Raw genomic sequence first — 24,570 nt, 5'->3', positions numbered from 1 at the left:
GGGTCAGCCGCCCGCTGGCCGCCGCGCATCCGTCCACCCCGCGAACACCCCTCGTCCGTAGCCCCGGAGGATCGCTGTGCCCGACCACGAGGATGTTCACTGCCCGCTGACCACCGCGCAGTACGGGATCTGGCTGGCCCAGCGGCTCGACCCGGGCAACCCGATCTACCACCTCGCCGAGTACGCCGACCTGACCGGCCCGCTCGACCACGCCGTGTTCGAGGCGGCGCTGCGCCGTACCGTCGCCGACACCGAGGCGCTGCGGATCCGGGTGGAGGAGCCCGTCGAGGGCCGGCCCATGCTGTCGGTGCGGCCCCGGGTCGACTGGACGCTGCCGGTGATCGACCTGCGCGGGGCGGCCGACCCGTACGCGGCGGCCCGGGACTGGATGCGGGCCGACGCCGCCCAGCCGGTCGACCTCGGGCGGGCACCGCTGTTCCGGTACGCGCTGCTGCGCCTGGCCGACGACCGGACCCTGTGGTACCAGTGCTACCACCACCTGGCCCTCGACGGGTACGGCATGGTGCTGGTGGCCCGCCGGGTGGCCGACGTCCACACCGCACTCAGCGCCGGCGGGGTGCCCGGCCCGGCGCCGTTCGGGCCGCTGCGGGCGCTGACCGACGCGGAGGCCGCCTACCGGGCCAGCGAACGGTTCGACCGCGACCGCGGCTACTGGACCGGGCGGTTCGCCGACCGGCCCACCCCGGCCAGTCTCGCCGACCGGCAACCCACCACCCCGCGCCGGCTGACCCGGCGTAGCGCCGCGTTGGATCCCGCGACGATGGGCCGGCTGCGGGCGGCGGCCCGGGAGCGGGGCGTCGCCGTGCCGGCGGTCGTGGTGGCCGCGGTGGCGGCCTACTTCCACGGGCTGACCGGCAACGAGGACCTGGTGCTCGCCCTGCCGCTGACCGCCCGGCCGGGGGCCGTGGCCCGGGCCACCCCCGGGATGGTCTCCGCGATCGCACCCCTGCGCCTGGCGGTACGCGCCGAGGACACCCTCGGCGCGCTCGTCGCCGGCGTCTCACGGGAACTGCACGACGTGCTGCGCCACCAGCGCTACCGCTTCGAGGACCTGCACCGCGACCTGGGCCTGACCGGCGGTGCGTCGGTGCTCGGTCCGCACGTCAACATCCTGCTCGACGCCGTCCCCGACGGGGTCGGGACCCGGTTCGGCGCGGCCACCGGCACCGACCACAACCTGGCCGGCGGTCCGGTCGACGACCTGGCCTTCGTGCTCGATGCCCGGCGCGGCGACGCCGACGCCCGGCTGGACCTGGACGCCAACCCCGACCTCTACTCCGCCGAGCAGGTCGGCGGGCACGCCCAGCGCTTCGCCGCCTTCCTCGACGCGTTCGCCCGGACCACGGCGGCGGGCCCGGACCGGCCGGTCGGCCGGCTCGACCTGGTCGGCGCCGACGAGCGGCGGCTGGTGCTGCGGGACTGGAACGACACGACCCGGCCGGTGCCGGACCTGCGGCTGCCCGCGCTGATCGAGCGCCAGGTGGCGCGTACCCCCGACGCCCCGGCGGTCACCTGCGGCCCGACTACGTTGACCTACGCCCAGCTCAACGCCGCCGCCAACCGGCTGGCCCGGCTGCTGGTCGCCCGTGGCGCCGGTCCCGAGCGCCTGGTCGCGCTGGCGCTGCCCCGGTCGGCGGAGATGATGGTCGCCCTGCTCGCCGTCCTCAAGGCCGGTGCCGGGTACCTGCCGGTCGATCTGCGGTACCCGCCGGACCGGGTCGAGTTCATGCTGGCCGACGCGGACCCCCGGCTGGTGCTCACCGTCGGCGACGGGCTGCCGGGGGGTGCCCCGGACCGGCTGCTCCGGCTCGACGAGCCCGCCGTCAGCGCCCTGCTCGCCGAACAGGACGACACCGACCTGGCCGACGCCGACCGGCTGCGCCCACTGCGCGGCGCCCACCCGGCGTACGTCATCTACACCTCCGGCTCCACCGGCCGGCCCAAGGGCGTGCTGGTCAGCCACGACAACGCGGTCGACCTGGCCTGCTGGGCGGTCGCGGAGATCGGTCCGGCCGCGCTGTCCCGGGTGCTGGCCAGCACCTCCCTCAACTTCGACGTCTCGGTCTTCGAGATGTTCGGCCCGCTCGCCTGCGGCGGCGAGATCGAGGTGGTCGACGACCTGCTCGCCCTCGCCGAGCGGAGCGACGGCTGGTCCGGCAGCCTGATCAGCGCCGTGCCCTCGGCCTTCGCGCAACTGCTGGCCACGGGTGCGGTCGACGCCCACGCCGACTCGGTGGTGCTCGCCGGTGAGGCGCTGTCCGCCCACGCGGTCCGGGACATCAACGCCGCGCTGCCCGGCGCCCGGGTGGCCAACATCTACGGCCCGACCGAGGCCACCGTCTACTCCACCGCGTGGTACGGCGGGGACCTCGCCGACGGCGTCGCCCCGCCGATCGGCCGGCCCACCACCAACACCCGGACGTACGTCCTGGACAGCGCGCTGCGTCCGGTGCCGCCCGGCGCGGTCGGCGAGCTGTACCTGGCCGGCGCCGGACTGGCCCGCGGCTACCTCCACCGGCCACGGCTGACCGCCGAGCGGTTCGTCGCCGACCCGTTCGGCCCATCCGGTGCCCGCATGTACCGCACCGGCGACCTGGTCCGCTGGCGGACGGACGGTCACCTCGACTACCTCGGTCGGCTCGACGACCAGGTCAAGGTGCGCGGTTACCGGATCGAGCTGGGGGAGATCGAGTCCGTCCTGCTGGCGCACCCGGACGTGGCCCAGGCCACGGTGATCGCCCGCGCCGACACCGGGGTCACCGCCCAACTCGTCGGATACCTGGTGCCGGCCGGCGGCGCGACCGCCCCGACCCTGGCCACGCTGCGTGAGCACGTCGCGGCGGCGTTGCCGGAGTACATGGTGCCGGCGGCGTTCGTGCTGCTGGACGCGTTGCCGCTGAACCCCACCGGCAAGCTGGACCGCCGCGCCCTGCCCGCACCCGACTTCGCCGCCACGGCCGGCGCCGGACGGGCCGCGGCCACCCCGCGCGAGGAACTGCTGGCCCGGCTCTTCGCCGACGTGCTGGGCCTGCCCGGGGTCGGCGTCGACGACAGCTTCTTCGACCTCGGCGGGGACAGCATCGTCGCCATCCAACTGGTCAGCCGGGCCCGGCGGGCCGGACTGCGGTTCACCCCACGGGACGTGTTCCGCCACCGGACGGTGGCCGCCCTGGCTCTGGTGGCCGGCGAGGTCGGGTCGGCCGAGGCCGAGGACCCGAGCGTCGCGGTCGGGGACGTACCCCTGCCTCCGATCGTCGACTGGCTGCGGGCCAGGGCGGGCGACAGCCACCCGGTCGACGGCGTCGCGCAGAGCGTCGTCGTGCGTACCCCCGCCGGGCTGCGCGAAGCGGACCTGACCGCGCGGCTGCAGGCGATGCTCGACCACCACGACGCGCTGCGGATGACCCTGCACCGCGACGCGGCACAGTGGCGGCTGGTGATCCCGCCGCGCGGCACCGTCGACGCCGCCGACTGCCTGCGCCGGCTGCCCGTCGCCGCCGGGCCGGACCGGCCGCCGGCCGACCTGGTCGGCGCCGCCCGCGCCGCCGCCGTGGCGGGGCTGCGACCGGGCGACGGACGGCTGCTGCGGGCGGTGTGGGGCGACGCCGGGCCGGACCGTCCCGGCTGGCTGGTGCTCGCCGTCCACCACCTCGCCGTGGACGGCGTGTCCTGGCGGATCCTGCTCGACGACCTGGCCACGGCGGCGGCGGGCGCGGCCGGTGGGCCGCCCCGGTTGACGCCGGTCCCCACCTCGTACCGCACCTGGGCCCGGCTGGTCGCGGACCGGGCCGGCGCACCCGGGGGAGCGGTGACCGGGCCCGCCGGCGCGATCGTGGAGCCGCCGTTCGCCCGCCGTCCCATCGGCCCGGACGACACCGAGGCGGCGGCCCGCCGCCGGACGGTCGGGCTGCCGGCGGCCCGTACGGACGCACTGCTGCGCCGCGCCGCGCCCCGGTGGCATGCCGGGGTCGACGACCTGCTCCTGACCGCCCTGGCGGTGAGCGTGACCGACTGGCAGCGGCGGCGCCGGCCCGCCGCCGGGTCGGGACTGTGGGTGGACGTCGAGGGGCACGGCCGGGACGGCGCGCACGGGCTGGACCTGTCCCGGACCGTCGGCTGGTTCACCCACCTGGCCCCGGCGCTGCTCGACCTCGGCGACCTCGATCCGGCCGAGGCGCTGGCCGGTGGACCGGCCGCCGGTCGGGCGGTCAAGCGGATCAAGGAACAGCTTCGGGCCGCCGGGTCCACCGCCCCGGACCGGACCGGGTCCACCGTCGCGCGCCCGGCCCCGCCGATCGGCTTCAACTACCTCGGCCGGCTGGCCGCCGACGACGGCACCGACTGGTCGGTGCTGGCGGTCGACGGCGACATCGCCGCCGGTGGGGCCAGTGAGCTGCCGATGGCCCATCAGCTTGAGATCAACGCGGTGCTGGTGGACGGACCGGACGGGCCCCGGCTCACCGCCGAGTGGAGCTGGCCGGACGGGGTGCTCGCCGACGGCGACGTGCGGGAACTCGCCGACGGCTGGCTCGGCGCGATCGAGGCGATCACCGAGTACGCGGGCCACCCGGGCGCCGGCGGACGCAGCCCGTCCGACCTGCCCCTGGTCGAGCTGGACCAGGACGAGGTGGAGCGGCTGGAGCGGCGCTACCCGGCGCTGGCCGACGTGCTGCCGCTCGCCCCGCTCCAGGAGGGGCTGCTGTTCCTGTCCGGCTACGACGAGCAGGCCCCCGACATCTACACCGTGCAGTTCGTCTTCGATCTCGACGGCCACCTGGACACCGCCCGGCTGCGCGCCGCCGCCCAGGCGCTGCTCGACCGGCACCCCGGACTGCGCGCCGGCTTCACCCACCGCGACCTGCGCCGCCCGGTGCAGGTGGTGCCGGCCACGGTCGACGTGGACTGGCGCGAGCCCGACCTGACCGGGACCGCACCGGCCGACGTGGACGCCCGGCTCGCCGCACTGCTCGTCGCCGACCGGGCGGAACGCTTCGACCTGGCCCGCCCGCCGCTGCTGCGCTTCACCCTGGCCCGGCTGCCCGGTGGGCGGTACCGGCTGGTGCTGACCAACCACCACATCCTGCTCGACGGCTGGTCGATGCCGGTGCTCGCCGGTGAACTCTTCGCGCTGTACCGCTCGGCCGGTCGTACCGACGCGCTGCCGCCGGTCGCCGCCGCGCGGGCGTACCCGGCCTGGCGGGCCCGGCAGGACCGGCCCGCGGCCGAGGCGGCGTGGCGCGAGGCGCTCGCCGGCGTGACCGGGCCGACCCTGGTGGCGCCGGCCGACGCCGGGCGTGCCCCGGTGCCGCCGGCCAAGCTGGTACGCGAGGTACCGGCACCGCTGACCGAGGCCCTGACCGCCACGGCGCGGGCGGCGGGGGTCACCCTCAACACCGTCGTGCAGGGCGCGTGGGCGGTGCTCGTCGGCAGCCTCACCGGCCGCGACGACGTGGTCTTCGGCGCCACCGTCGCCGGCCGGCCGGCCGAGCTGCCCGGCGTGGAGACCATGGTCGGGCTCTTCATCAACACCGTGCCGGTGCGGGTCCGGCTGGACCCGGCCGAGCCGGTCACCGCCGTGCTGGCCGGGTTGCAGGACCGGCAGAGCACGCTGCAACCGCACCTGCACCTCGGCCTGCCCGACATCCAGCGGCTGGCCGGACACGGCGAACTCTTCGACACCCTCGTGGTGTTCGAGAACTACCCGGTCGACCCGGCCGTGCTCGACCTGGCCGGCACCGGGCTGGCCGTGCGCGGCGTGCACGGGCACGACGCCACGCACTACCCGCTCACCCTGGTGCTGGTCCCCGGCGACCGGCTGGCGCTGCGGCTGGAGTACCGGCCGGACCTGATCGACGAGGCCACCGCCGGGGTGCTGCTGGAGCGGATGAACCGGCTGCTGACCAGCATCGCCGCCGACCCGTCCGGGCCGGTGGGCCGGCTCGACCCGAGCAGCCCGGCGGAACGCCACCAGGTCCTGGTGACCTGGAACCGCACCCGGCAGCCGGTCGCCCCGGCCACCCTGCCCGACCTGCTGGCCCGGCAGGCGACCGCCACCCCGGACGCCACCGCGCTGGTCTTCGAGGGGGCCAGCCTGACCTTCCGCGAGCTGGACGAGGCGACCAACCGGCTGGCCCGGCTGCTGATCGGGTACGGCGTCGGCCCGGAACGGTTCGTCGCCGTGGCGGTGCCCCGCTCGCTGGAACTGGTCGTCGCGCTGTGGGCGGTGCTGAAGGCCGGTGCCGCGTACCTGCCGGTCGACCCGGACTACCCGGCCGACCGGATCGCGTACCTGCTCGACGACGCGCGTCCGGCGCTGCTGCTCACCATCCGGGCCACCGCCGGGCTGGCGGCGGGCACCGCCCCCGGCCTGGTCCTGGACACCGACGAGCTACGGCGGGCGACGGCGGAACGCTCCCCGGCCGCGCTGACCGACGCCGACCGGCACGGGCCGCTGCGCCCGGCGAACCCGGCGTACCTGATCTACACCTCCGGCTCGACCGGCCGCCCGAAGGGCGTGGTGGTGCCGCACGCGGGCATCGTCAACCGGCTCATGTGGATGCAGCACGAGTACCGGCTCACGCCGCAGGACCGGGTGCTGCAGAAGACCCCGTCCGGCTTCGACGTGTCGGTCTGGGAGTTCTTCTGGGCCACCATCGTCGGCGCCACCCTGGTGGTCGCCCGGCCCGAGGGACACCGGGACCCGGCGTACCTGGCCGGGCTGATCCGCGCCGAACGGGTCACCACCCTGCACTTCGTGCCGTCCATGCTGCAGGCGTTCCTGGCCGAACCGGCCGCCGCCGGCATCACCGGGCTGCGCCGGGTGATCTGCAGCGGCGAGGCGCTCCCCGCCGACCTGGCCGAACGGTTCTTCGCCACCCTCGGCCCGGCCGGCGCGGACGGCACCCGACTGCACAACCTGTACGGCCCGACCGAGGCGTCGGTCGACGTCACGTACTGGGCGTGCCGGCCGGGGGAGCGGACCGTGCCGATCGGCGCCCCGGTGTGGAACACCCGGCTGTACGTGCTGGACGGGTTCCTCCGCCCGGTGCCACCCGGCGTGGCCGGCGAGCTGTACCTGGCCGGCGTTCAGGTGGCCCGTGGCTACCAGGGCCGGGCCGGGCTCACCGCGCAGCGGTTCGTCGCCGACCCGTTCGCCGCCGCGCTGGCCGGCACCGACCCGTCCGTCACACCGGGGGAGCGGATGTACCGCACCGGGGACGTGGTGCGCTGGCGGTCCGACGGGGTGCTGGAGTACGTGGGCCGGACCGACCACCAGGTCAAGATCCGCGGATTCCGGATCGAACTGGGCGAGATCGAGGCGGCGATCGCCGACCACCCGTCGGTGGGGCAGTGCGTGGTGCTCGCCCGAGCGGACCAGCCGGGGGTGAAACGGCTGGTCGCGTACGCCGTACCGGCCGCCGGGCAGCGGGTCGACGCGGCCGTCCTGCGCGAGCACCTCGCCGGGCGGCTGCCGGAGTACATGGTGCCAGCGGCGGTGGTGGCCCTCGACGGCCTGCCGGTGACCGCCAACGGCAAGCTCGACCGGGCGGCGTTGCCGGCCCCCGACTTCGTCGGGGCCACCGCCGCCCGGCGGGCGCCGTCGACCCCGCGCGAGGAACTGCTCGCCGGCCTCGTCGCCGAGGTGCTCGGGCTGCCCGGGGTGGGCGTCGACGACAGCTTCTTCGACCTCGGCGGCGACAGCATCGTCTCCATCCAACTGGTCAGCCGGGCCCGGCAGGCCGGGCTGGAGCTCACCCCGCGCGAGGTGTTCACCCACCGGACCGTGGCGGCGTTGGCGGCGGTGGCCCGAACGGCGGCCGGCCAGCCCGCGGCGGATCCCGACGCCGGCATCGGCGAGCTGCCGCTGACCCCGATCGCGCGGTGGTGGCTCGACCGGGCCGGCCCGGTGAACGGGTTCCACCAGTCGGTGGTGCTGCCCGCGCCGGCGGGGTTGACCGCCGACCGGCTGCGCGACGCGGTGCAGGCGCTGCTCGACCACCATGACGCGCTGCGGATGCGGCTGACCGGCCCGGCCGCGCCGCGACGGCTGGTGATCGGCCCGCGCGGCAGCGTCGCCGCCGCCGAGCTGATCACCCGGGTACCGGCCACCGCCGCCACCGACCTGGCCGCCCTCGCCGAGGCGTCCCGCGCCGACCTGGACCCGCTCACCGCCCGCATGCTGCGCGTCGTCTGGTGCGACGCCGGCACCGACCAGCCGGGACAACTCCTGGTCCTGGCCCACCACCTGGTCGTCGACGGGGTGTCGTGGCGGATCCTGCTCCCCGACCTGACCACCGCCCTGGACGCCACCCCCGGCACGTCGCCCCAGCTCACCCCGGCCGGCACCGCGCTGCGCGAGTGGGCGGACCACCTGGTCCGGGAGGCGCACAGCCCCGCCCGGCTGGCCGAACTTCCGCTGTGGACCAAGCTGCTCGACCAGCCGGAGCCGGCACTGGCCGGGCGTGCGCTGGACCCGGCCCGGGACACCGTCGCCACACTGGCCGAGCTTTCCGTGGAGCTGCCCGCCGAGCAGACCGCACCGCTGCTGACCGCCGTACCGGCGCTGTTCCACGCCCGGGTCGACGACGCGTTGCTGGCGGCGCTGGCCCTCGCGGTGGCCCGCTGGCGGCAGCGGCGCGGCCTGGGCGCCGATCCGGCGGTGCTGGTGGACCTGGAGCGGCACGGCCGGGCCGACAACGTGCCGGGGGTCGACCTGTCCCGCACCGTCGGCTGGTTCACGAGCCTGGCTCCAGTCCGTCTCGATCCCGGAACGGTGGAGTGGGACCAGGTGCGCGACGGCGGTGCGGCCGTCGGCACCGCACTCAAGCGGGTCAAGGAGCAACTGCGGGCCGCGCCCGACGACGGCCTCGGTTACGGCCTGCTGCGACACCTGAACAGCGAGACCGCCGCGGTGCTGGCCGAACTGGCCGAGCCGCAGATCATGTTCAACTACCTCGGCCGGCTGGGCGGCACCGCCGCGCGGATCGGCGGTGGGGCGGACCCGGAGCAGCCCGTGGCGTACCCGATCGAGATCGCGAGCTGGACCGCCGACACCGCCGACGGCCCCCGGCTCACCGCGGTGTGGCGCTGGCCGGGCGGGCTGCTCGACGACACCGTCGTCCGCCAGCTCGCCGCCGACTGGCGGGCGGCCCTGGTGGGGATCGTGGCGTACGCCGCGGCCGGCGGGGCCGGGGGACACAGCCCGTCCGACCTGACGCTGGCCTCGCTGTCCCAGGACGAGATCGACGAGTTTGAGGACGAACTGGAAGCGGAGTGGGGGCCACAGTGGTGAAGCAGTCACGCGTCGAGGACATCCTGCCGTTGTCACCGTTGCAGCAGGGTCTGCTGTTCCACGCGCTGTACGACGGATCGGCGTCGGACCTCTACACCGTGCAGTTCGTGCTCGACCTGGCCGGTCCGGTCGACGCCGACCGGATGCGCCGGGCGGTCGGCGCGATCCTGGCCCGGCACGCCAACCTGCGGGTCGGCATCCGCCCGCGCCGCACCGGCGAGTCGGTCGCCGTGGTGCCCCGCGAGATCGCCCCGGCATGGCAGGAGCACGACCTGACCGGCCACGGCGCGGCGGACCGGGACGACGAGGTGGCCCGGCTGCTCGCCGCCGACCGGACCGGCGGGTTCGACCTGGCCCGCCCGCCGCTGCTGCGCGCCGCGCTGATCCGTACCGGCGGGGACCGGGCCAAGCTGGTGCTCACCAACCACCACGTGCTGCTCGACGGCTGGTCGATGCCGTTGCTGGCCAAGGAGCTGTTCGCGCACTACGTCGCCGGCGGCAACGACCGTACGCTGCCGCCGGTCACCCCGTACCGCGACTACCTCGGCTGGCTCGACCGGCAGGACCGGGCCGCCGCCGAGCGGGCCTGGCGGGACGCGTTGCACGGGCTGGCCGGCCCGACCCTGCTCGCCCCGGCCGACCCGGCGCGGCCCCCGGCGGCCCCCGAACAGCTCACCGTGTCCCTGCCCGCGGCGCTGACCGCCGGGCTCACCGCCACCGCCCGCCGGCTCGGCGTCACCCTCAACACCGTCGTGCAGGGCGCCTGGGCGCTGCTGCTCGGCACCCTCACCGGCGACGACGACCTGGTCTTCGGCACCACCGTCGCCGGTCGGCCGCCGGACCTGCCCGGTGTCGAGGCGATGCTCGGACTGTTCATCAACACGGTGCCGGTGCGGATCCGGCTCGACCCGGCCGAGTCGCTGGCCGCCCTGCTGGCCCGGGTGCAGGACGAGCAGTCCGCGCTGATGGCGCACCAGCACCTCGGCCTCGCCGAGATCCGCCGGCTGGCCGGCGCCGGTGCCGACGAGCTGTTCGACACGCTGACCGTCTTCGAGAACTACCCGTTGGACCCGTCCGCGCTGGACCTGCCCGGCACCGGCCTGCGGGTCACCGCCGTCGCCGGCCACGACGCCACCCACTACCCACTGACGCTGGCCGTGCTGCCCGGGGAACGGCTCACCCTGCGGCTGGACCACCGTCCGGACCTGCTGGACGGCCCGGCCGCCCGGCGCGTCGCCGACCGTCTGGTCCGCCTGCTCACCACCGTCGTCGACGCGCCGCAGACCCCGGTCGCCGGGCTCGACGTCCTCGACGACGCCGAGCGCACGGCCGTCCTCGGCACCTGGGCCGTGGGCCCGCCGCCCGTCGCGGCGGGCACCTTCCCCGAGCTGTTCGCCGCCCAGGTCGCGGCCCGGCCGCAGGCGCCGGCGCTGATCGGTGCCGACGACACCATGTCGTACGCCGAGGTGGACGCCGCCGCCGACCGGCTGGCCCGGCTGCTGATCGAGCACGGCGTCGGCCCCGAGCGGGTGGTCGCCCTCGCCCTGCCGCGCAGCCCGGAACTGGTCACCGCCGCGCTCGCGGTCAGCAAGGCCGGGGGCGCCTGGCTGCCGATCGACCCCGACTACCCGGCGGACCGCATCGCGTTCATGCTCACCGACGCCCGCCCGGTGCTGCTGGCCACGCTGCACGGGATCGGGCTGCCCGACACCGCCGTGCCACGGCTGCTGCTCGACGAGCCGTCCACCGTCGCCGCCTGGTCGGCCCGACCCATCGGCCCGGTGACCGACGCCGAACGGGCCGCCCGGTTACGGCCCGCGCACCCGGCCTACCTCATCTACACCTCCGGCTCGACCGGCCGGCCGAAGGGGGTGGTGGTCACCCACGCCGGACTGCCCAGCTTCACCGCCGCGATCGTGGCCGGCTTCGACGTCGACGCCTCCAGCCGGGTGCTGCAGTTCTCCTCGCCCAGCTTCGACGCGTCCGTACTGGAACTCTGCGCCGCCTTCGGCGCCGGGGCGGCGCTGGTCGTACCGCCTCCCGGGCCGCTGGTCGGTGACGACCTGGCCGCCGTGCTGACCGGCCAGCAGGTGACCCACGCGCTCATCCCGCCGGCCGCGCTCGCCGGACTGCCCGAGGTGACGCCGCCGGTGCTGCGCACCCTGGTGGTCGGCGGCGACGCCTGCGGCGAGGACCTGGTCGCCCGGTTCGCGCCCGGCCGGCGCATGGTCAACGCGTACGGGCCGACCGAGATCACCGTGGCCGCGACGCTCAGCCGGCCGCTGGTCCCCGGTGCCGGCGTCCCGCCGATCGGCGTCCCGGTCGCCGGTGCCCGGGCCTACGTCCTGGACCGGTTCCTGCGTCCGGTCCCGCCGGGCGTACCGGGGGAGCTGTACATCGCCGGGGCCGGGCTGGCCCGTGGCTACCTGGACCGGCCGACACTGACCGCCGAACGGTTCGTCGCCGACCCGTTCGGCGCCGAGCCCGGCGGACGGATGTACCGCACGGGGGACCTGGCGCGGTGGCGCGCCGACGGGACGCTGGAGTTCGTCGGCCGGGCCGACGCCCAGGTGAAGATCCGCGGCTTCCGGGTCGAGCCGGGCGAGATCGAGGCGGTGCTGTCCCGGCACCCGGCCGTCGCGCAGGTCGCGGTCATCGCCCGGGAGGACCAGCCGGGCGTGAAGCGCCTGGTCGGGTACGTGGTGCCGGCCGCCGGCGCGCTGGTCGACGGGGCCGCGCTGCGGGCGCACGTCGGCGCCGGCCTGCCCGAGTACATGGTGCCGGCGGCCATCGTCGGCCTGCCGGCGCTGCCGCTGACCCCGAGCGGGAAGCTGGACCGGCGGGCCCTGCCGGCCCCCGGGTTCACCGCCACCGGTGGTGGCCGGGCCCCGGCCACCGCCCGCGAGACGCTGCTCGCCGGCCTGTTCGCCGAGGTGCTCGGCCTGGACACGGTGGGCGCCGACGAGAGCTTCTTCGACCTCGGCGGCGACAGCATCGTGTCGATCCAGCTCGTCAGCCGGGCCCGCAGGGCGGGCCTGTCGTTCAGCCCCCGGGACGTCTTCGTGCACCGGACGGTGGCCGGTCTCGCCGCCGCCGCCGCGGACGACGCCGGGCCGGTGCCCACCGACGACGGTACGGGTGCGGTGCCGCTGACCCCGATCGTGCACTGGCTGCGCGAGCGGGGCGGCCCGATCGACGGCTTCCACCAGTCCATGCTGGTGAACACCCCGGCCGGGCTGCGGCGCGAGCACCTGGTCGCCGCCCTGCGGGCGCTGGTCGACCACCACGACGCGCTGCGGCTGCGGCTGGTACGCGACGAGCCGGCCGGCTGGCGGCAGGTGGTCGGCGAGCGCGGCAGCCTGGCCGTGGCCGAGTTGGTGACCCGGGTCGACGCGGCCGGCCTGGACGCCGACGAACTCCGGGCGCTCGTCGAGGAACAGGCCAAGGGAGTCCAGGCCCGGCTGTCCCCGGGCGACGGCCGGGTCCTGCAGGCGATGTGGTTCGACGCCGGGGCCGACCGTCCCGGCCGGCTGCTGCTGGCCCTGCACCATCTGGTCGTCGACGGGGTGTCGTGGCGGATCCTGCTGCCCGACCTGGCCGCCGCCGCGCAGGCGGCCGTGGCCGGACGTACCCCCGAACTGGAACCGGTGCGGACCTCGCTGCGCCGCTTCGCCGGGCACCTGGTCGCCGAGGCCGCGCGTCCGGAACGAGTGGCCGAACTGGACGGCTGGCTGGACCGGCTCGGCACCGCCGAGGCCCCGCTCGCGGGCCGGCCGCTCGACCCGTCCCGGGACACCGTGGACACCGGCCGGCTGCTGACGGTCACGCTGCCCGCGGAGCGCACCGCGCCGCTGCTGACCCGGGTGCCGGCGGCGTTCCACGGCCGGGTCAACGACGTGCTGCTGACCGCGCTCGCCCTCGCGGTCACCCGGTGGCGGCGTCGGCGTGGCGCCCAGGACGCCGCCGACCTGCTGGTCGACCTGGAGGGCCACGGCCGGGAGGAACTGGACGCCGGCCTGGACCTGTCCCGCACCGTCGGCTGGTTCACCACCGTCTACCCGGTCCGGCTCGACCTCGGCCGGCTCGACCTGGCCGAGGCGTTCGCCGGTGGCACCGCCGCCGGGCGTGCCGTCAAGCGGGTCAAGGAGCAGCTCCGCGCGGTGCCCGACAACGGCATCGGGTACGGCCTGCTGCGTTATCTCAACGCCGACACCGCCCGCCGACTGGCCGACCGGCCGGCGGCGCAGATCGGCTTCAACTACCTCGGCCGGTTCACCGCCGCCGACGGTGGGGACACCGACTGGGCGGTCGCCGCCGACACCCAGGCTCTCGGCGGCGGCGCGGACGGCGCGCTGCCGGTGCCGCACGCCATCGAGGTCAACGCGGTCACCCGGGACCACGCCGACGGTCCCCGGTTGTCGGCGACCTTCTCCTGGCCGCAGACCCTGCTCGGCGAGGACGAGGTACGCGAGCTGGCCGACGACTGGCTGGCCGCGCTGAACGCCCTGGTCGCGCACGCCGCCACCCCCGGCGCGGGCGGGCACACCCCGTCCGACCTGCTGCTGACGCTGTCCCAGGAGGAGATCGAGGCGATCGAGGCCGCCCAGCCGGCCGCGAGCGATCTGCTGCCGCTCACCGCGTTGCAGGACGGGCTGCTGTTCCACGCCCTCTACGACGGGCCGGACCGCGACGTCTACGCCGTACAGCTCTGCTTCGACCTGGCCGGCGAGCTGGACGCGGCGGCCCTGCGGGTCGCCGCCGACGCCCTGCTGGCCCGGCACGCCAACCTGCGGACGGCGTTCCGCCAGCGCTCCTGCGGCGAGTCGGTGCAGGTGGTGGTGGACGGGATGCGCGCCGGCTGGCGTGCGCACGACCTGCGCACCCTGACCGGGGAGGCACAGGCCGACCGGGTCCGCGAACTGCTCGCCGTCGACCGGGCCGAGGGCTTCGACCTGGCTCGCCCGCCGCTGCTGCGGTTCACCCTGCTGCGCCTGGGCGAGACCGCACACCGGCTGGTGCTCACCAACCATCACATCCTGCTGGACGGCTGGTCGGTGCCGACGCTGATGCGCGAGCTGCTGGCCCTGTACGCCGCAGGCGGCGACGACCGGCAGTTGCCCCGGGTGGCCCCCTACCGCGACTACCTGGCCTGGCTCGGCAGCCAGGACCGGGCGGCCGCGGAGCGGGCCTGGGCCGACGCGCTGGCCGGCCTGGCCGAGCCGACCCTGCTCGCCCCCGTCGACCCGGGCCGGGCCCCGGAGCTGCCCGACCGGATCACCGTCGACCTGCCCACCGAGCTGACCGCCGCGTTGCAGGCCCAGGCCCGCCGGTACGGCGTCACCCTCAACACCATCCTGCAGGGCACCTGGGGGGTGCTGCTCGGCGCGCTGACCGGCCGCGGCGACGTGGTCTTCGGCGGTACGGTCGCCGGTCGTCCCCCGGAGCTCCCCGGGGTGGAGACCATGGTCGGGTTGTTCATCAACACCCTGCCGGTACGGCTGCGGCTGGACCCGGCCGAGCCGGTGGCCCGGATGTTGCTGCGGCTACAGGACCAGCAGTCCGCGCTGATGGCCCACCAGCACCTGCCGCTGACCGAGGTGCAGCGGCTGGCCGGGCACGGTGACCTCTTCGACACGCTGGTGGTCTTCGAGAACTACCCGCTCGACCCGAGGCTGCTCAGCCTGCCCGGCACCGGACTGCGGCTGACCGGGGTCTCCGGGCGGGACGCCACCCACTACCCGCTCACCGTCACCGCGATTCCCGGCGAGCGGCTCCGGCTGCAACTGGACCACCGTGCCGACCTCTTCCCGGCCACGGCGGCGCGGCGTCTCGCCGACCGGCTGGTGCGGCTGCTCGGCAGCGTCGCCGCCGACCTCGACACCCCGGTGGGGCGGCTGGACGTTCTCGACGCGGTCGAGCGGCGGCTGGTGCTGGCCGACTGGAACGACACCGCCCGGCCGGAGCCGGCGCCGACCGGCGGGGTGGCCGACCGGTTCGCCGAGCAGGTCGCCCGCATCCCCGACCAGGTCGCCGTCCGCGCGGTCGGCGGCGCCGCGCTGACCTACCGCGAACTCGACGCCCGGGCCAACCGGCTGGCCCAGCACCTGGTGGCGCTCGGTGTCGCCGCCGAGGACCGGGTCGCCCTGCTGCAGGAACGCTCGATCGACCAGGTGGTGTCGGTCCTGGCGATCCTCAAGGCCGGTGCCGCGTACGTCCCGCTGGACCCGCGCTACCCGGCCGACCGGTTGACCCACCTCGCCGCCGACACCGCCAGCTCGGTGCTGCTCACCGACCGGGCGATGGCCCACCTGCGGTTCGACCACGACATGACGGTGGTGACGGTCGACGGCGACGCCGCCGTCGAGATCGCCGCCCGGCCGGACGCCGTCCCGGCCCGTCCCGCCCAGCCCCGGCAGCTCGCCTACGTCATGTACACCTCCGGGTCGACCGGCACCCCCAAGGGCGTCATGGTCACCCACCACGACGTGCTCAGCCTCGCCGCCGACCGGTGCTGGCGCACCGACCGGCAGCGCCGGGTGCTGCTGCACTCGCCGCTGGCCTTCGACGCCTCGACGTACGAGCTGTGGGTGCCGCTGCTGGGCGGCGGTGAACTGGTCGTGGCGCCGCCCGGCGAACTCGGCGTGGCCGACCTGCGGACCCTGCTCACCGGCGGCGGAGTCACCGCGCTCTGGCTGACCGCCGGCCTGTTCCGGTTGCTCGCCGAGGAAGCCCCGGAGGCGTTCGCCCGGGTGCGGGAGGTGTGGACCGGTGGTGACGTGGTGCCCGCGCCGATGGTGCGCCGGGTGCTGGCCGCCTGCCCGGGCCTGGTGGTCGGCGACGGCTACGGACCGACCGAGACCACCACGTTCGCCTCGCACCACCTGATGCAGGTGGTGGCCGAGGTGCCCGACTCGGTGCCGATCGGCCGGCCGCTGGACCGCATGCGACTGTACGTGCTGGACGACTACCTGCGTCCCACCCCGCCCGGGGTGGCCGGCGAGCTGTACATCGCCGGCGCGGGGCTGGCCCGCGGCTACCTCAACCGGCCACGGCTGACCGCGGAGCGGTTCGTGGCCGCCCCGTTCGGCGCGGCGGCCACCGGTGACGCCGGCACCCGCATGTACCGCACCGGTGACGTGGTGCGGTGGCGGCCCGACGGCACCCTGGAGTTCGTCGGCCGCGCCGACGAGCAGGTGAAGGTCCGCGGGTTCCGGATCGAACTCGGTGAGATCGAGGCGGTGCTGGCCCGCGTCCCCGGCCTGGGTCAGGTCGCCGTGGTGGTCCGCGAGGACCGGCCCGGCGACAAGCGGCTGGTCGGCTACGTCGTACCGGCCGCCGGTGCGGCCGCGCCGGACCCGGCCGCGCTGCGCGCGCACGCCGCGACGGTGCTGCCGGAGTACATGGTCCCCGCGGCGGTGCTGGTGCTGGACACCCTTCCGCTGACCGGCAACGGCAAGGTGGACCGGCGGGCCCTGCCGGCACCGGACTACGCGGCCGGCTCCACCCGCCGGGCGCCGCGCACCCCGCAGGAGGAGGTGCTCTGCGACCTCTTCGCCGACGTGCTCGGCCTGTCCGAGGTCGGCATCGAGGACAGCTTCTTCGGCCTCGGCGGCCACTCTCTGCTGGCCACCCGCCTGGTCAGCCGGATCCGCACCGCGCTCGACGTGGAACTGGCCATCCGGGACCTGTTCGAGTCGCCCACCGTGGCGGGGCTCGCCGCCCGGCTCGGGGGCGCGAGGCGGGCCCGGCTGGCGCTGGCGCCGATGCCCCGCCCGGAGCGGATCCCGCTGTCCTACGCGCAGCATCGGCTCTGGTTCATCAACCGGCTCTCCGGCGCCGACTCGCCGTACAAGATCCCGATCCTGCTGCGGTTGACCGGCGAGCTGGACGTGGCCGCGCTGCGCGCCGCGCTGGGTGACGTGATCGAACGCCACGAGAGCCTGCGCACGGTCTACCCGGACGCCGACGGCGACCCGTACCAGGTGATCCTGGCCGCCGAGGCGGCCTGCCCGCCGATCACCGTGGAGGCCGTCGACCCGGCGCAGGTCCGCGAGCTGGCGCTCGCCGAGACCCGGCGCGGGTTCGATCTGGCCGTCGACCCGCCGCTGCGGGCCCGGCTGTTCGCCCCGACCGGCGGCGGGTACTTCCTGCTGCTCGTGCTGCACCACATCGCCGGCGACGGCTGGTCGATGGCCCCGCTGGGCCGGGACTTCTCGACCGCGTACGCCGCCCGGGTCGCCGGGCGGACACCGCAGTTCACCCCGCTGCCCGTGCAGTACGCCGACTACGCGCTCTGGCAGCGGGCGGTGCTCGGCGACGAGGCCGACCCGGACAGCGCGATCGGGCAGCAGGTGCGGTTCTGGCGGGACGTGCTGGCCGGCACGCCGGACGAGTTGACCCTGCCGGCCGACCGGCCGCGCCCGCCGGTCGCCAGCCACCGGGGCGGCACGCTCGACTTCGTCGTCGAACCGGCGCTGCACGGGCGGCTCCAGGCGCTGGTGCAGGCCACCGGTGCCAGCCTGTTCATGGTGTTCCAGGCGGCCCTGGCCGCCCTGCTCACCCGGCTGGGCGCGGGCACCGACGTGCCGATCGGCAGCCCGATCGCCGGGCGTACCGACCACGCGCTCGACGAGCTGGTCGGCATGTTCGTCAACACGCTGGTGCTGCGTACCGACACCGCCGGCAATCCCACCTTCCGGCAGTTGCTGGACCGGGTCCGCGAAGCCGACCTGACCGCGTACTCCCACCAGGACACCCCGTTCGAACGGCTGGTCGAGGTGCTCAACCCGCCCCGGTCGATGGCCCGCAACCCGCTGTTCCAGGTCATGCTGGTACTGCAGAACAACGCGACGGTGGACCTGGACCTGCCCGGCCTGCGGGTCGACGTCGACACCGTCGGGGCGCACGCGGCCCAGTTCGACCTGTCGATCGACCTCACCGAACGCCCGGCGGGCGCCGGCGGCATCGACGGCCGGCTGGACTACAGCCGGGACCTGTTCGACGAGGACACCGCCGAGCGGATCCTCGCCGGATTCGTCCGGATGCTGGAGGCCGTGGTGGCCGCCCCGGACGCGCCGATCGGCGCCGTCGACGTGGTCGGCCCGGCCGAACGGCAGCGGATGCTGGTCGACTGGAACGCCACCGGCCGGCCGGTGCCCGGCGACGACCCGGTGGCCCTGATCCGGGCGGTGGCCGCCGCGCGGCCCGACGCGGTCGCGGTCACCGACCCGCGACAGACCCTCAGCTATGCCGGGCTGGTCGCCCGGGCCGACGAACTGGCCGCCCGGCTGCGGGCCGCCGGTGCCGGGCGGGGCTCCCTGGTCGCGCTGCTGACCGAGCGGGGCGGCGACGCGATCACCGGGGTGCTGGCCGCGCTCACCGCCGACGGCGCCTACCTGCCGCTGGACCCGCGCTCACCGGTGGCCCGCAACGCCGACCTGCTGGTCGACAGCGGCACCCGCTGGCTGCTGGTCGACCGGGCCCACGAGGCGCTGGCCGCCGAGGTGGTCGCCGCCGCCGGTGCCCCGATCACCGTCCTGCCGCTGGCCCAGGCCGGCCCGCCGGTCGCGTCGCCGCCGCCGGCCGCCGGTTTGGACGACCTGGCGTACGTCATCTTCACCTCCGGCTCGACCGGCCGGCCCAAGGGCGCGATGGTGCACCGGCGGGGGATGCTCAACCACCTGCTGGCCAAGGTGGAGGACCTGGACCTCACCGACGCCGACGTGGTCGTGCAGAACGCCGCGCTCACCTTCGACGTCTCGGTGTGGCAGATGCTCTCCTCGCTGCTCACCGGCGGCAGCGTCGACGCGGTCGACGACGACACCGCGCTGGACCCGGGTGCGCTGTTCGGCCGGGTGGACCGGCACGGGGTGACCATCCTGGAGGTGGTGCCGTCGCTGCTGCGTACCGCGCTGGACGGGTGGGACGCCGGTGCCCCGGTGCCGGAGCTGCCGACGCTGCGCTGGCTGCTGGTCACCGGCGAGGCGCTGCCGCCGCAGCTCTGCCACCGCTGGTTGGCCCGGTTCCCGCAGATCCCGCTGCTCAACGCGTACGGGCCGACCGAGTGCTCCGACGACGTCACCCACGCGCTCGTCGCCGCCCCGGCCGACGTCGACGCGGACCGGGTGCCGATCGGCCGGGCCATCCGCAACACCGAGCTGTACGTCCTGGACGCCAACCTGCAACCGGTGCCGTCGGGTGTACCCGGCGAGCTGTGTGTGGGTGGGATCGGTGTCGGCTTCGGCTACCTGGGCGACCCGCGCCGCACCGCGACCGTCTTCGTCGCCGACCCGTTCTCCGGCCGCCCCGGCGCCCGCCTCTACCGCACCGGTGACCGGGTCCGCTACCGGGCGGACGGGCAACTGGAGTTCCTCGGCCGCAACGACGACCAGGTCAAGATCCGCGGCCAGCGGATCGAACTGGGCGAGGTCGAGTCGGTGCTGCGGGCCGCGACCGGGGTGACCGCTGCGGTGGTCTCGGTGAACACCGACCCGGCCGGCACCAACCGGCTGGTCGGCTACGTCGTCGGCGACGCCGACCCGGAGGCGGTACGCGACCACGTCGCCGCCCGGCTGCCGGACGCGATGGTGCCCTCGGTGGTGGTCCGGCTGGACGCGCTGCCGCTGAGCGCCAACGGCAAGGTCGACCGCAAGGCCCTGCCCGCGGTGGACTTCGGCTCCGCCGGTGCCGGGCGGGCCGCCCGCAGCCCCCAGGAGGAGCTGCTGTGCGGCGTCTTCGCCGACGTGCTCGGCGTGGACCGGGTGGGCGTGGACGACGACTTCTTCGCCCTCGGCGGTCACTCGCTGCTGGCCACCCGGATCGTCAACCGGATCCGCGCGGTCCTCGGCGTGGAGCTGCCGATCCGGGCGATCTTCGAGACCCCGACCGTGGCCGGGCTGGCCGGCCGGCTACTGGCCGGCGAGGACGGCCGCCCGCCGCTGCGCCCCGGCCCGCGCCCGGAGCTGGTGCCCGTGTCGTACGCCCAGCGCCGGCTGTGGTTCCTCCACCGCTTCGACGACTCCGACGTCAGCTACAACGTGCCGCTGGCGCTGCGGCTCACCGGCGACCTGGACCGGGCCGCGCTGCACGCCGCGCTGGCCGACGTGACGGCCCGGCACGAGACGCTACGGACCGTCTTCGTCGAGGTCGACGGCGAGCCGTACCAGCGCGTCCTCGACCCGGCGGTGGCCGTACCGGTGCTGGTCGAGCACGACGTCGCCGAGGCGGAGCTGCCCGCCGAGCTGGCCGCCGCGATCGGGCACCGGTTCGACCTGGCCGGCGAGCCGCCGCTGCGCGCCGACCTGTTCCGCGTCGCCGACGACGAGCACGTCCTGCTGCTGCTGATGCACCACATCGCCAGCGACGGACAGTCGGCCGGGCCGCTGTCGGCGGACCTGGCCGCCGCGTACACCGCCCGGCGGGCCGGCCGGACGCCGGACTTCCCCGCGCTGCCGGTGCAGTACGCCGATTTCGCGATCTGGCAGCGTGCCGTGCTGGGCGACGAGGCCGATCCGCGGAGCCTGGCCAGCCGGCAGACCGGCTACTGGGCGCAGACCCTGGCCGACCTGCCCGAGCAGGTGGACCTGCCGGTGGACCGGCCCCGCCCGGCGGTGCCCAGCCGGCGCGGCGGCAGCGTGACCTTCGAGGTGCCGGCCGAGCTGCACGCCCGGCTGACCCGCCTGGCCCGGGACCGGCAGGCGAGCGTGTTCATGGTGGCCCAGGCCGCCCTCGCCGCCCTGCTGACCCGGCTCGGTGCGGGGGAGGACATCGCGCTGGGCACCCCGATCGCCGGCCGGGTCGACGAGGCCGTCGACGGCCTGATCGGCTTCTTCGTCAACACCCTGGTGCTGCGTACCGACACCTCCGGCGACCCGACCTTCGGCGAGCTGCTGGACCGGGTCCGCGCCACCGACCTGGCCGCGTACGCCCACGCGGACGTGCCGTTCGAGCGGCTGGTGGAGGTGCTCAACCCGACCCGGTCGCTGGCCCGGCATCCGCTGTTCCAGGTCGTGCTGGCGGTGCACAACCACGCCCGCCTCGACGTGGAGCTGCCCGGCCTGACCGTGTCCGGGCTGCCGGCGGGCACCGGCGGGGCCAAGTTCGACCTGAACGTCAGCCTCGCCGAGCAGCAGGACGACGCGGGCGACCCGGCCGGGCTGGCCGGCCGGATCGAGTACAGCGCCGACCTGTTCGACCACGGCACCGTCGAGCGGATCGCCGACCGGCTGCGCACCATGCTCGCCGCGCTGGCCGCCGACCCGGACCAGCCGATCGGCGCGGTCGAGCTGCTCACCGCAGAGGAACGCCGGCAGGTGCTGGTGACCTGGAACGACAACGCCGCCCCGGTGCCGGCGGCGACCCTACCGGAGCTGTTCGCCGCGCAGGTCGCCCGGACCCCGGACGCGCCGGCCCTGGTCGACGTCGGGACCGAGCTGACCTACGCCGAGCTGGACGCGGACAGCGACCGGCTGGCCCGGCTGCTCATCGCGCGCGGCGTCGGCCCGGAGCGGTTCGTGGCGGTGGCGCTGCCCCGCTCCGCCCGGTTGGTGAGCTGGCTGCTGGCGGTGCTCAAGGCCGGCGGTGCGTACGTGCCGGTCGACCCGGGCTACCCGGCCGACCGGATCGCGTTCATGCTGGCCGACACCGCCCCGGCGCTGCTGCTCACCGACGCGGCGACGGCGGCCGAGCTGCCGGCCGACACCGGCGGGGTGCCCCGGCTGCTGGTGGAGGAGTGCGACCCGGACGGCCACGCCGCCGGGCCGGTGACCGACACCGACCGGACCGCCCCGCTGCGGCTGACCAACCCGGCGTACGTCATCTACACCTCCGGCTCGACGGGCCGGCCGAAGGGCGTGGTCATCGAGCACCGCTCGCTGACCGACTACCTCACCTTCGCCGGCGGCGACTACCAGGGCGTGCGCGGCAGCGCGCTGCTGCACTCGTCGGTGTCGTTCGACCTGAGCGTCACCGGCATGTGGGTGCCGCTGACCGTGGGCGGCACCGTGCACGTCGCCGGCCTGGACGACGACCCCGCCACCCGGGCGCGGCTGAGCCGCCACCCCTGCACCTTCCTGAAGGCGACGCCGAGCCACCTGCCGCTGCTGGCCGCGCTGCCGGACGACTACGCCCCGACCGCCGAGCTGCTGCTCGGTGGGGAGCTGCTGCGCGGCGAGGTGGTCGACGAGTGGCGCCGCGAGCACCCGGGCGTGGCGGTGTACAACATGTACGGTCCGACCGAGACCACGGTCAACTGCACCGAGTACCGGATCGAACCGGGCGCGGTCCTCCCGCCCGGTCCGCTGCCGATCGGCGGCCCGCTGGCCAACACCCGGCTGTACGTGCTCGACGCCCGGCTGCGGCCGGTGCCGCCCGGCGTGCCCGGCGAGCTGTACGTCGCCGGCGGTGGCCTGGCCCGCGGCTACCTGGCCCGGCCGGGCCAGACCGCCGGGAAGTTCGTGGCCGACCCGTTCGGACCGCCCGGCACCCGGATGTACCGCACCGGCGACATCGTGCGGTGGACCGACGACGGCGAACTGATGTTCCTGCGCCGGGTCGACGACCAGGTCAAGCTGCGCGGGTTCCGGATCGAGCTGGGCGAGATCGAGGCGGTGCTGGCCGCCCGGGACGACGTCGCCCGCTGCGTGGTGATCGTCCGCGAGGACCGCCCCGGCGACCAGCGGCTGGTCGGGTACGTCGTACCGGCGCCCGGCCGGCTCCCCCGCCCGGCCGAGCTGCGGGCGGCGGTGGCCGCGGCGCTGCCGGAGTACCTGGTGCCGGCGGCGGTGGTGACGGTGGACGAGCTGCCCCTGACCCCGAACGGCAAGCTGAACCGGGCCGCCCTGCCGGTGCCGGACGCCGTCGCCAGCGGGGCGGGAGCGAACCGGCGCGCCCCCCGCAGCCACCGGGAGCGGGTGCTCTGCGGCCTGTTCGCCGAGGTGCTCGGCGTGCCCGAGGTGGGCATCGACGACGGCTTCTTCGACCTGGGCGGCCACTCGCTGCTGGCCACCCGACTGATCAGCCGGGTACGCGTCACCTTCGAGGTGGACCTGGCGCTGCGGACCCTGTTCGAGGCGCCCACGGTGGCGGAGCTCGCCGACCGGCTCGACACCGCCGACGACGGCCGGACCGCCTTCGAGGTGCTGCTGCCGCTGCGCCGGCACGGTGCCCGGCCACCGCTGTTCTGTGTCCACCCGGCCAGCGGGTTCGGCTGGTCGTACTCCGGCCTGATGGGGCACCTCACCGACCGGCCGATCTACGGCCTGCAGTCGCGTGGCCTGGCCGGGCGGGCCGAGCTGCCGGGCAGCGTCGCCGAGATCGCCGACGACTACCTGGCCCGGATCCGCGAGATCCAGCCGGCCGGGCCGTACCACCTGCTGGGTTGGTCGTTCGGGGGGCTGATCGCGTACGAGGTCGCCGCCCGGCTACGGGCCGACGGCGAGCAGGTGGCGCTGCTGGCGCTGTTGGACTCGTTCCCGAAGACCGAGGCGGAACGGGCCGAGCCGGGGATCCTGCACCGGACCGAGTTCCTGGCCGGGATGCTGCAACTGGCCGGCTACCCGGCCGACGCCGCCGGCGGGCAGCCGGTCGACGAGGGGCAGGTCGCCGAGTTGCTCAGCCGGAACGAGGGGGTGCTCGGCCGACTGGAGGCCCGGCACGTCACCGCGCTGTACGAGGTGTTCGCCAACAACTCGCGGCTGGCCCGGGAGTACCGGCCCGGCCACGTCGACGGCGAGGCGCTCCTCTTCGTCGCGGCCCGGGACCGGAGCGCCGGGACCGACCCGCGCGCCGCCTGGCGGGACCACCTGTCCGGCGCCGTCGAGGTGCACGACGTCGACTGCCGGCACAACGACATGACCCAGCCGGAACCGCTCGCCGCCATCGGGCGGGTGCTGGCCGAGCGGCTCGCCGCGATCGACGCCGGGACCGGCCCCGACCGGGGTGCGGGCACCGGCGCACAGACCACCACCGCCGGCGCCACGGGCGGCGCCGGCACCGACCGTGAGGAGGACGCGCGATGAGCAGCAACCCGTTCGAGAACGACGAGGGCCGGTACCTGGTGCTGGTCAACGACGAGGGCCAGCACTCGCTCTGGCCGTCGTTCGTGGCGGTACCCGAGGGCTGGCACACCGCCTTCGGGGAGGACACCCGGCAGGCCTGCCTCGACCACATCGAGCGCGAGTGGACCGACATGCGTCCGAAGAGTCTGGTCGCCGCGATGGCCGCGGACGCCGCCGCGACGGTCGCTGGCTAGGAGGACC

General features: G+C 75.8%; 3 protein-coding genes. All 3 read left to right on the top strand.

The genetic code is table 11. The features are described 5' to 3' along the window. Nucleotides 1-76: 76 nt before the first annotated feature. From ACIQG9_RS02405 to ACIQG9_RS02395, 3 genes are read left to right on the top strand one after another with little or no spacing between them, the layout of a single operon-like run. Entirely contained in the window at nucleotides 77-9,313 is a 9,237-nt protein-coding gene (locus ACIQG9_RS02405; protein ID WP_400397677.1) for an amino acid adenylation domain-containing protein, read from the top strand. Further along, the gene (locus ACIQG9_RS02400; RefSeq protein WP_400397675.1) at nucleotides 9,310-24,330 is read left to right on the top strand and encodes an amino acid adenylation domain-containing protein; all 15,021 of its coding nucleotides are present in this window, start codon (nucleotides 9,310-9,312) and stop codon (nucleotides 24,328-24,330) included. Before ACIQG9_RS02405 ends, ACIQG9_RS02400 begins: the two co-directional genes overlap by 4 nt. Further along, entirely contained in the window at nucleotides 24,327-24,563 is a 237-nt protein-coding gene (locus tag ACIQG9_RS02395) for an MbtH family protein (protein ID WP_400397672.1), read from the top strand. The genes ACIQG9_RS02400 and ACIQG9_RS02395 overlap by 4 nt, the downstream gene beginning before the upstream one ends. Nucleotides 24,564-24,570: the final 7 nt, after the last annotated feature.

It is taken from the genome of Micromonospora sp. NPDC092111, assembly GCF_044755745.1.
In the GTDB taxonomy this organism is placed as follows: domain Bacteria; phylum Actinomycetota; class Actinomycetes; order Mycobacteriales; family Micromonosporaceae; genus Micromonospora.
The sequence above is the reverse complement of the archived record's forward strand: the minus strand, read 5'-3'. Positions and strand labels throughout refer to the sequence as shown.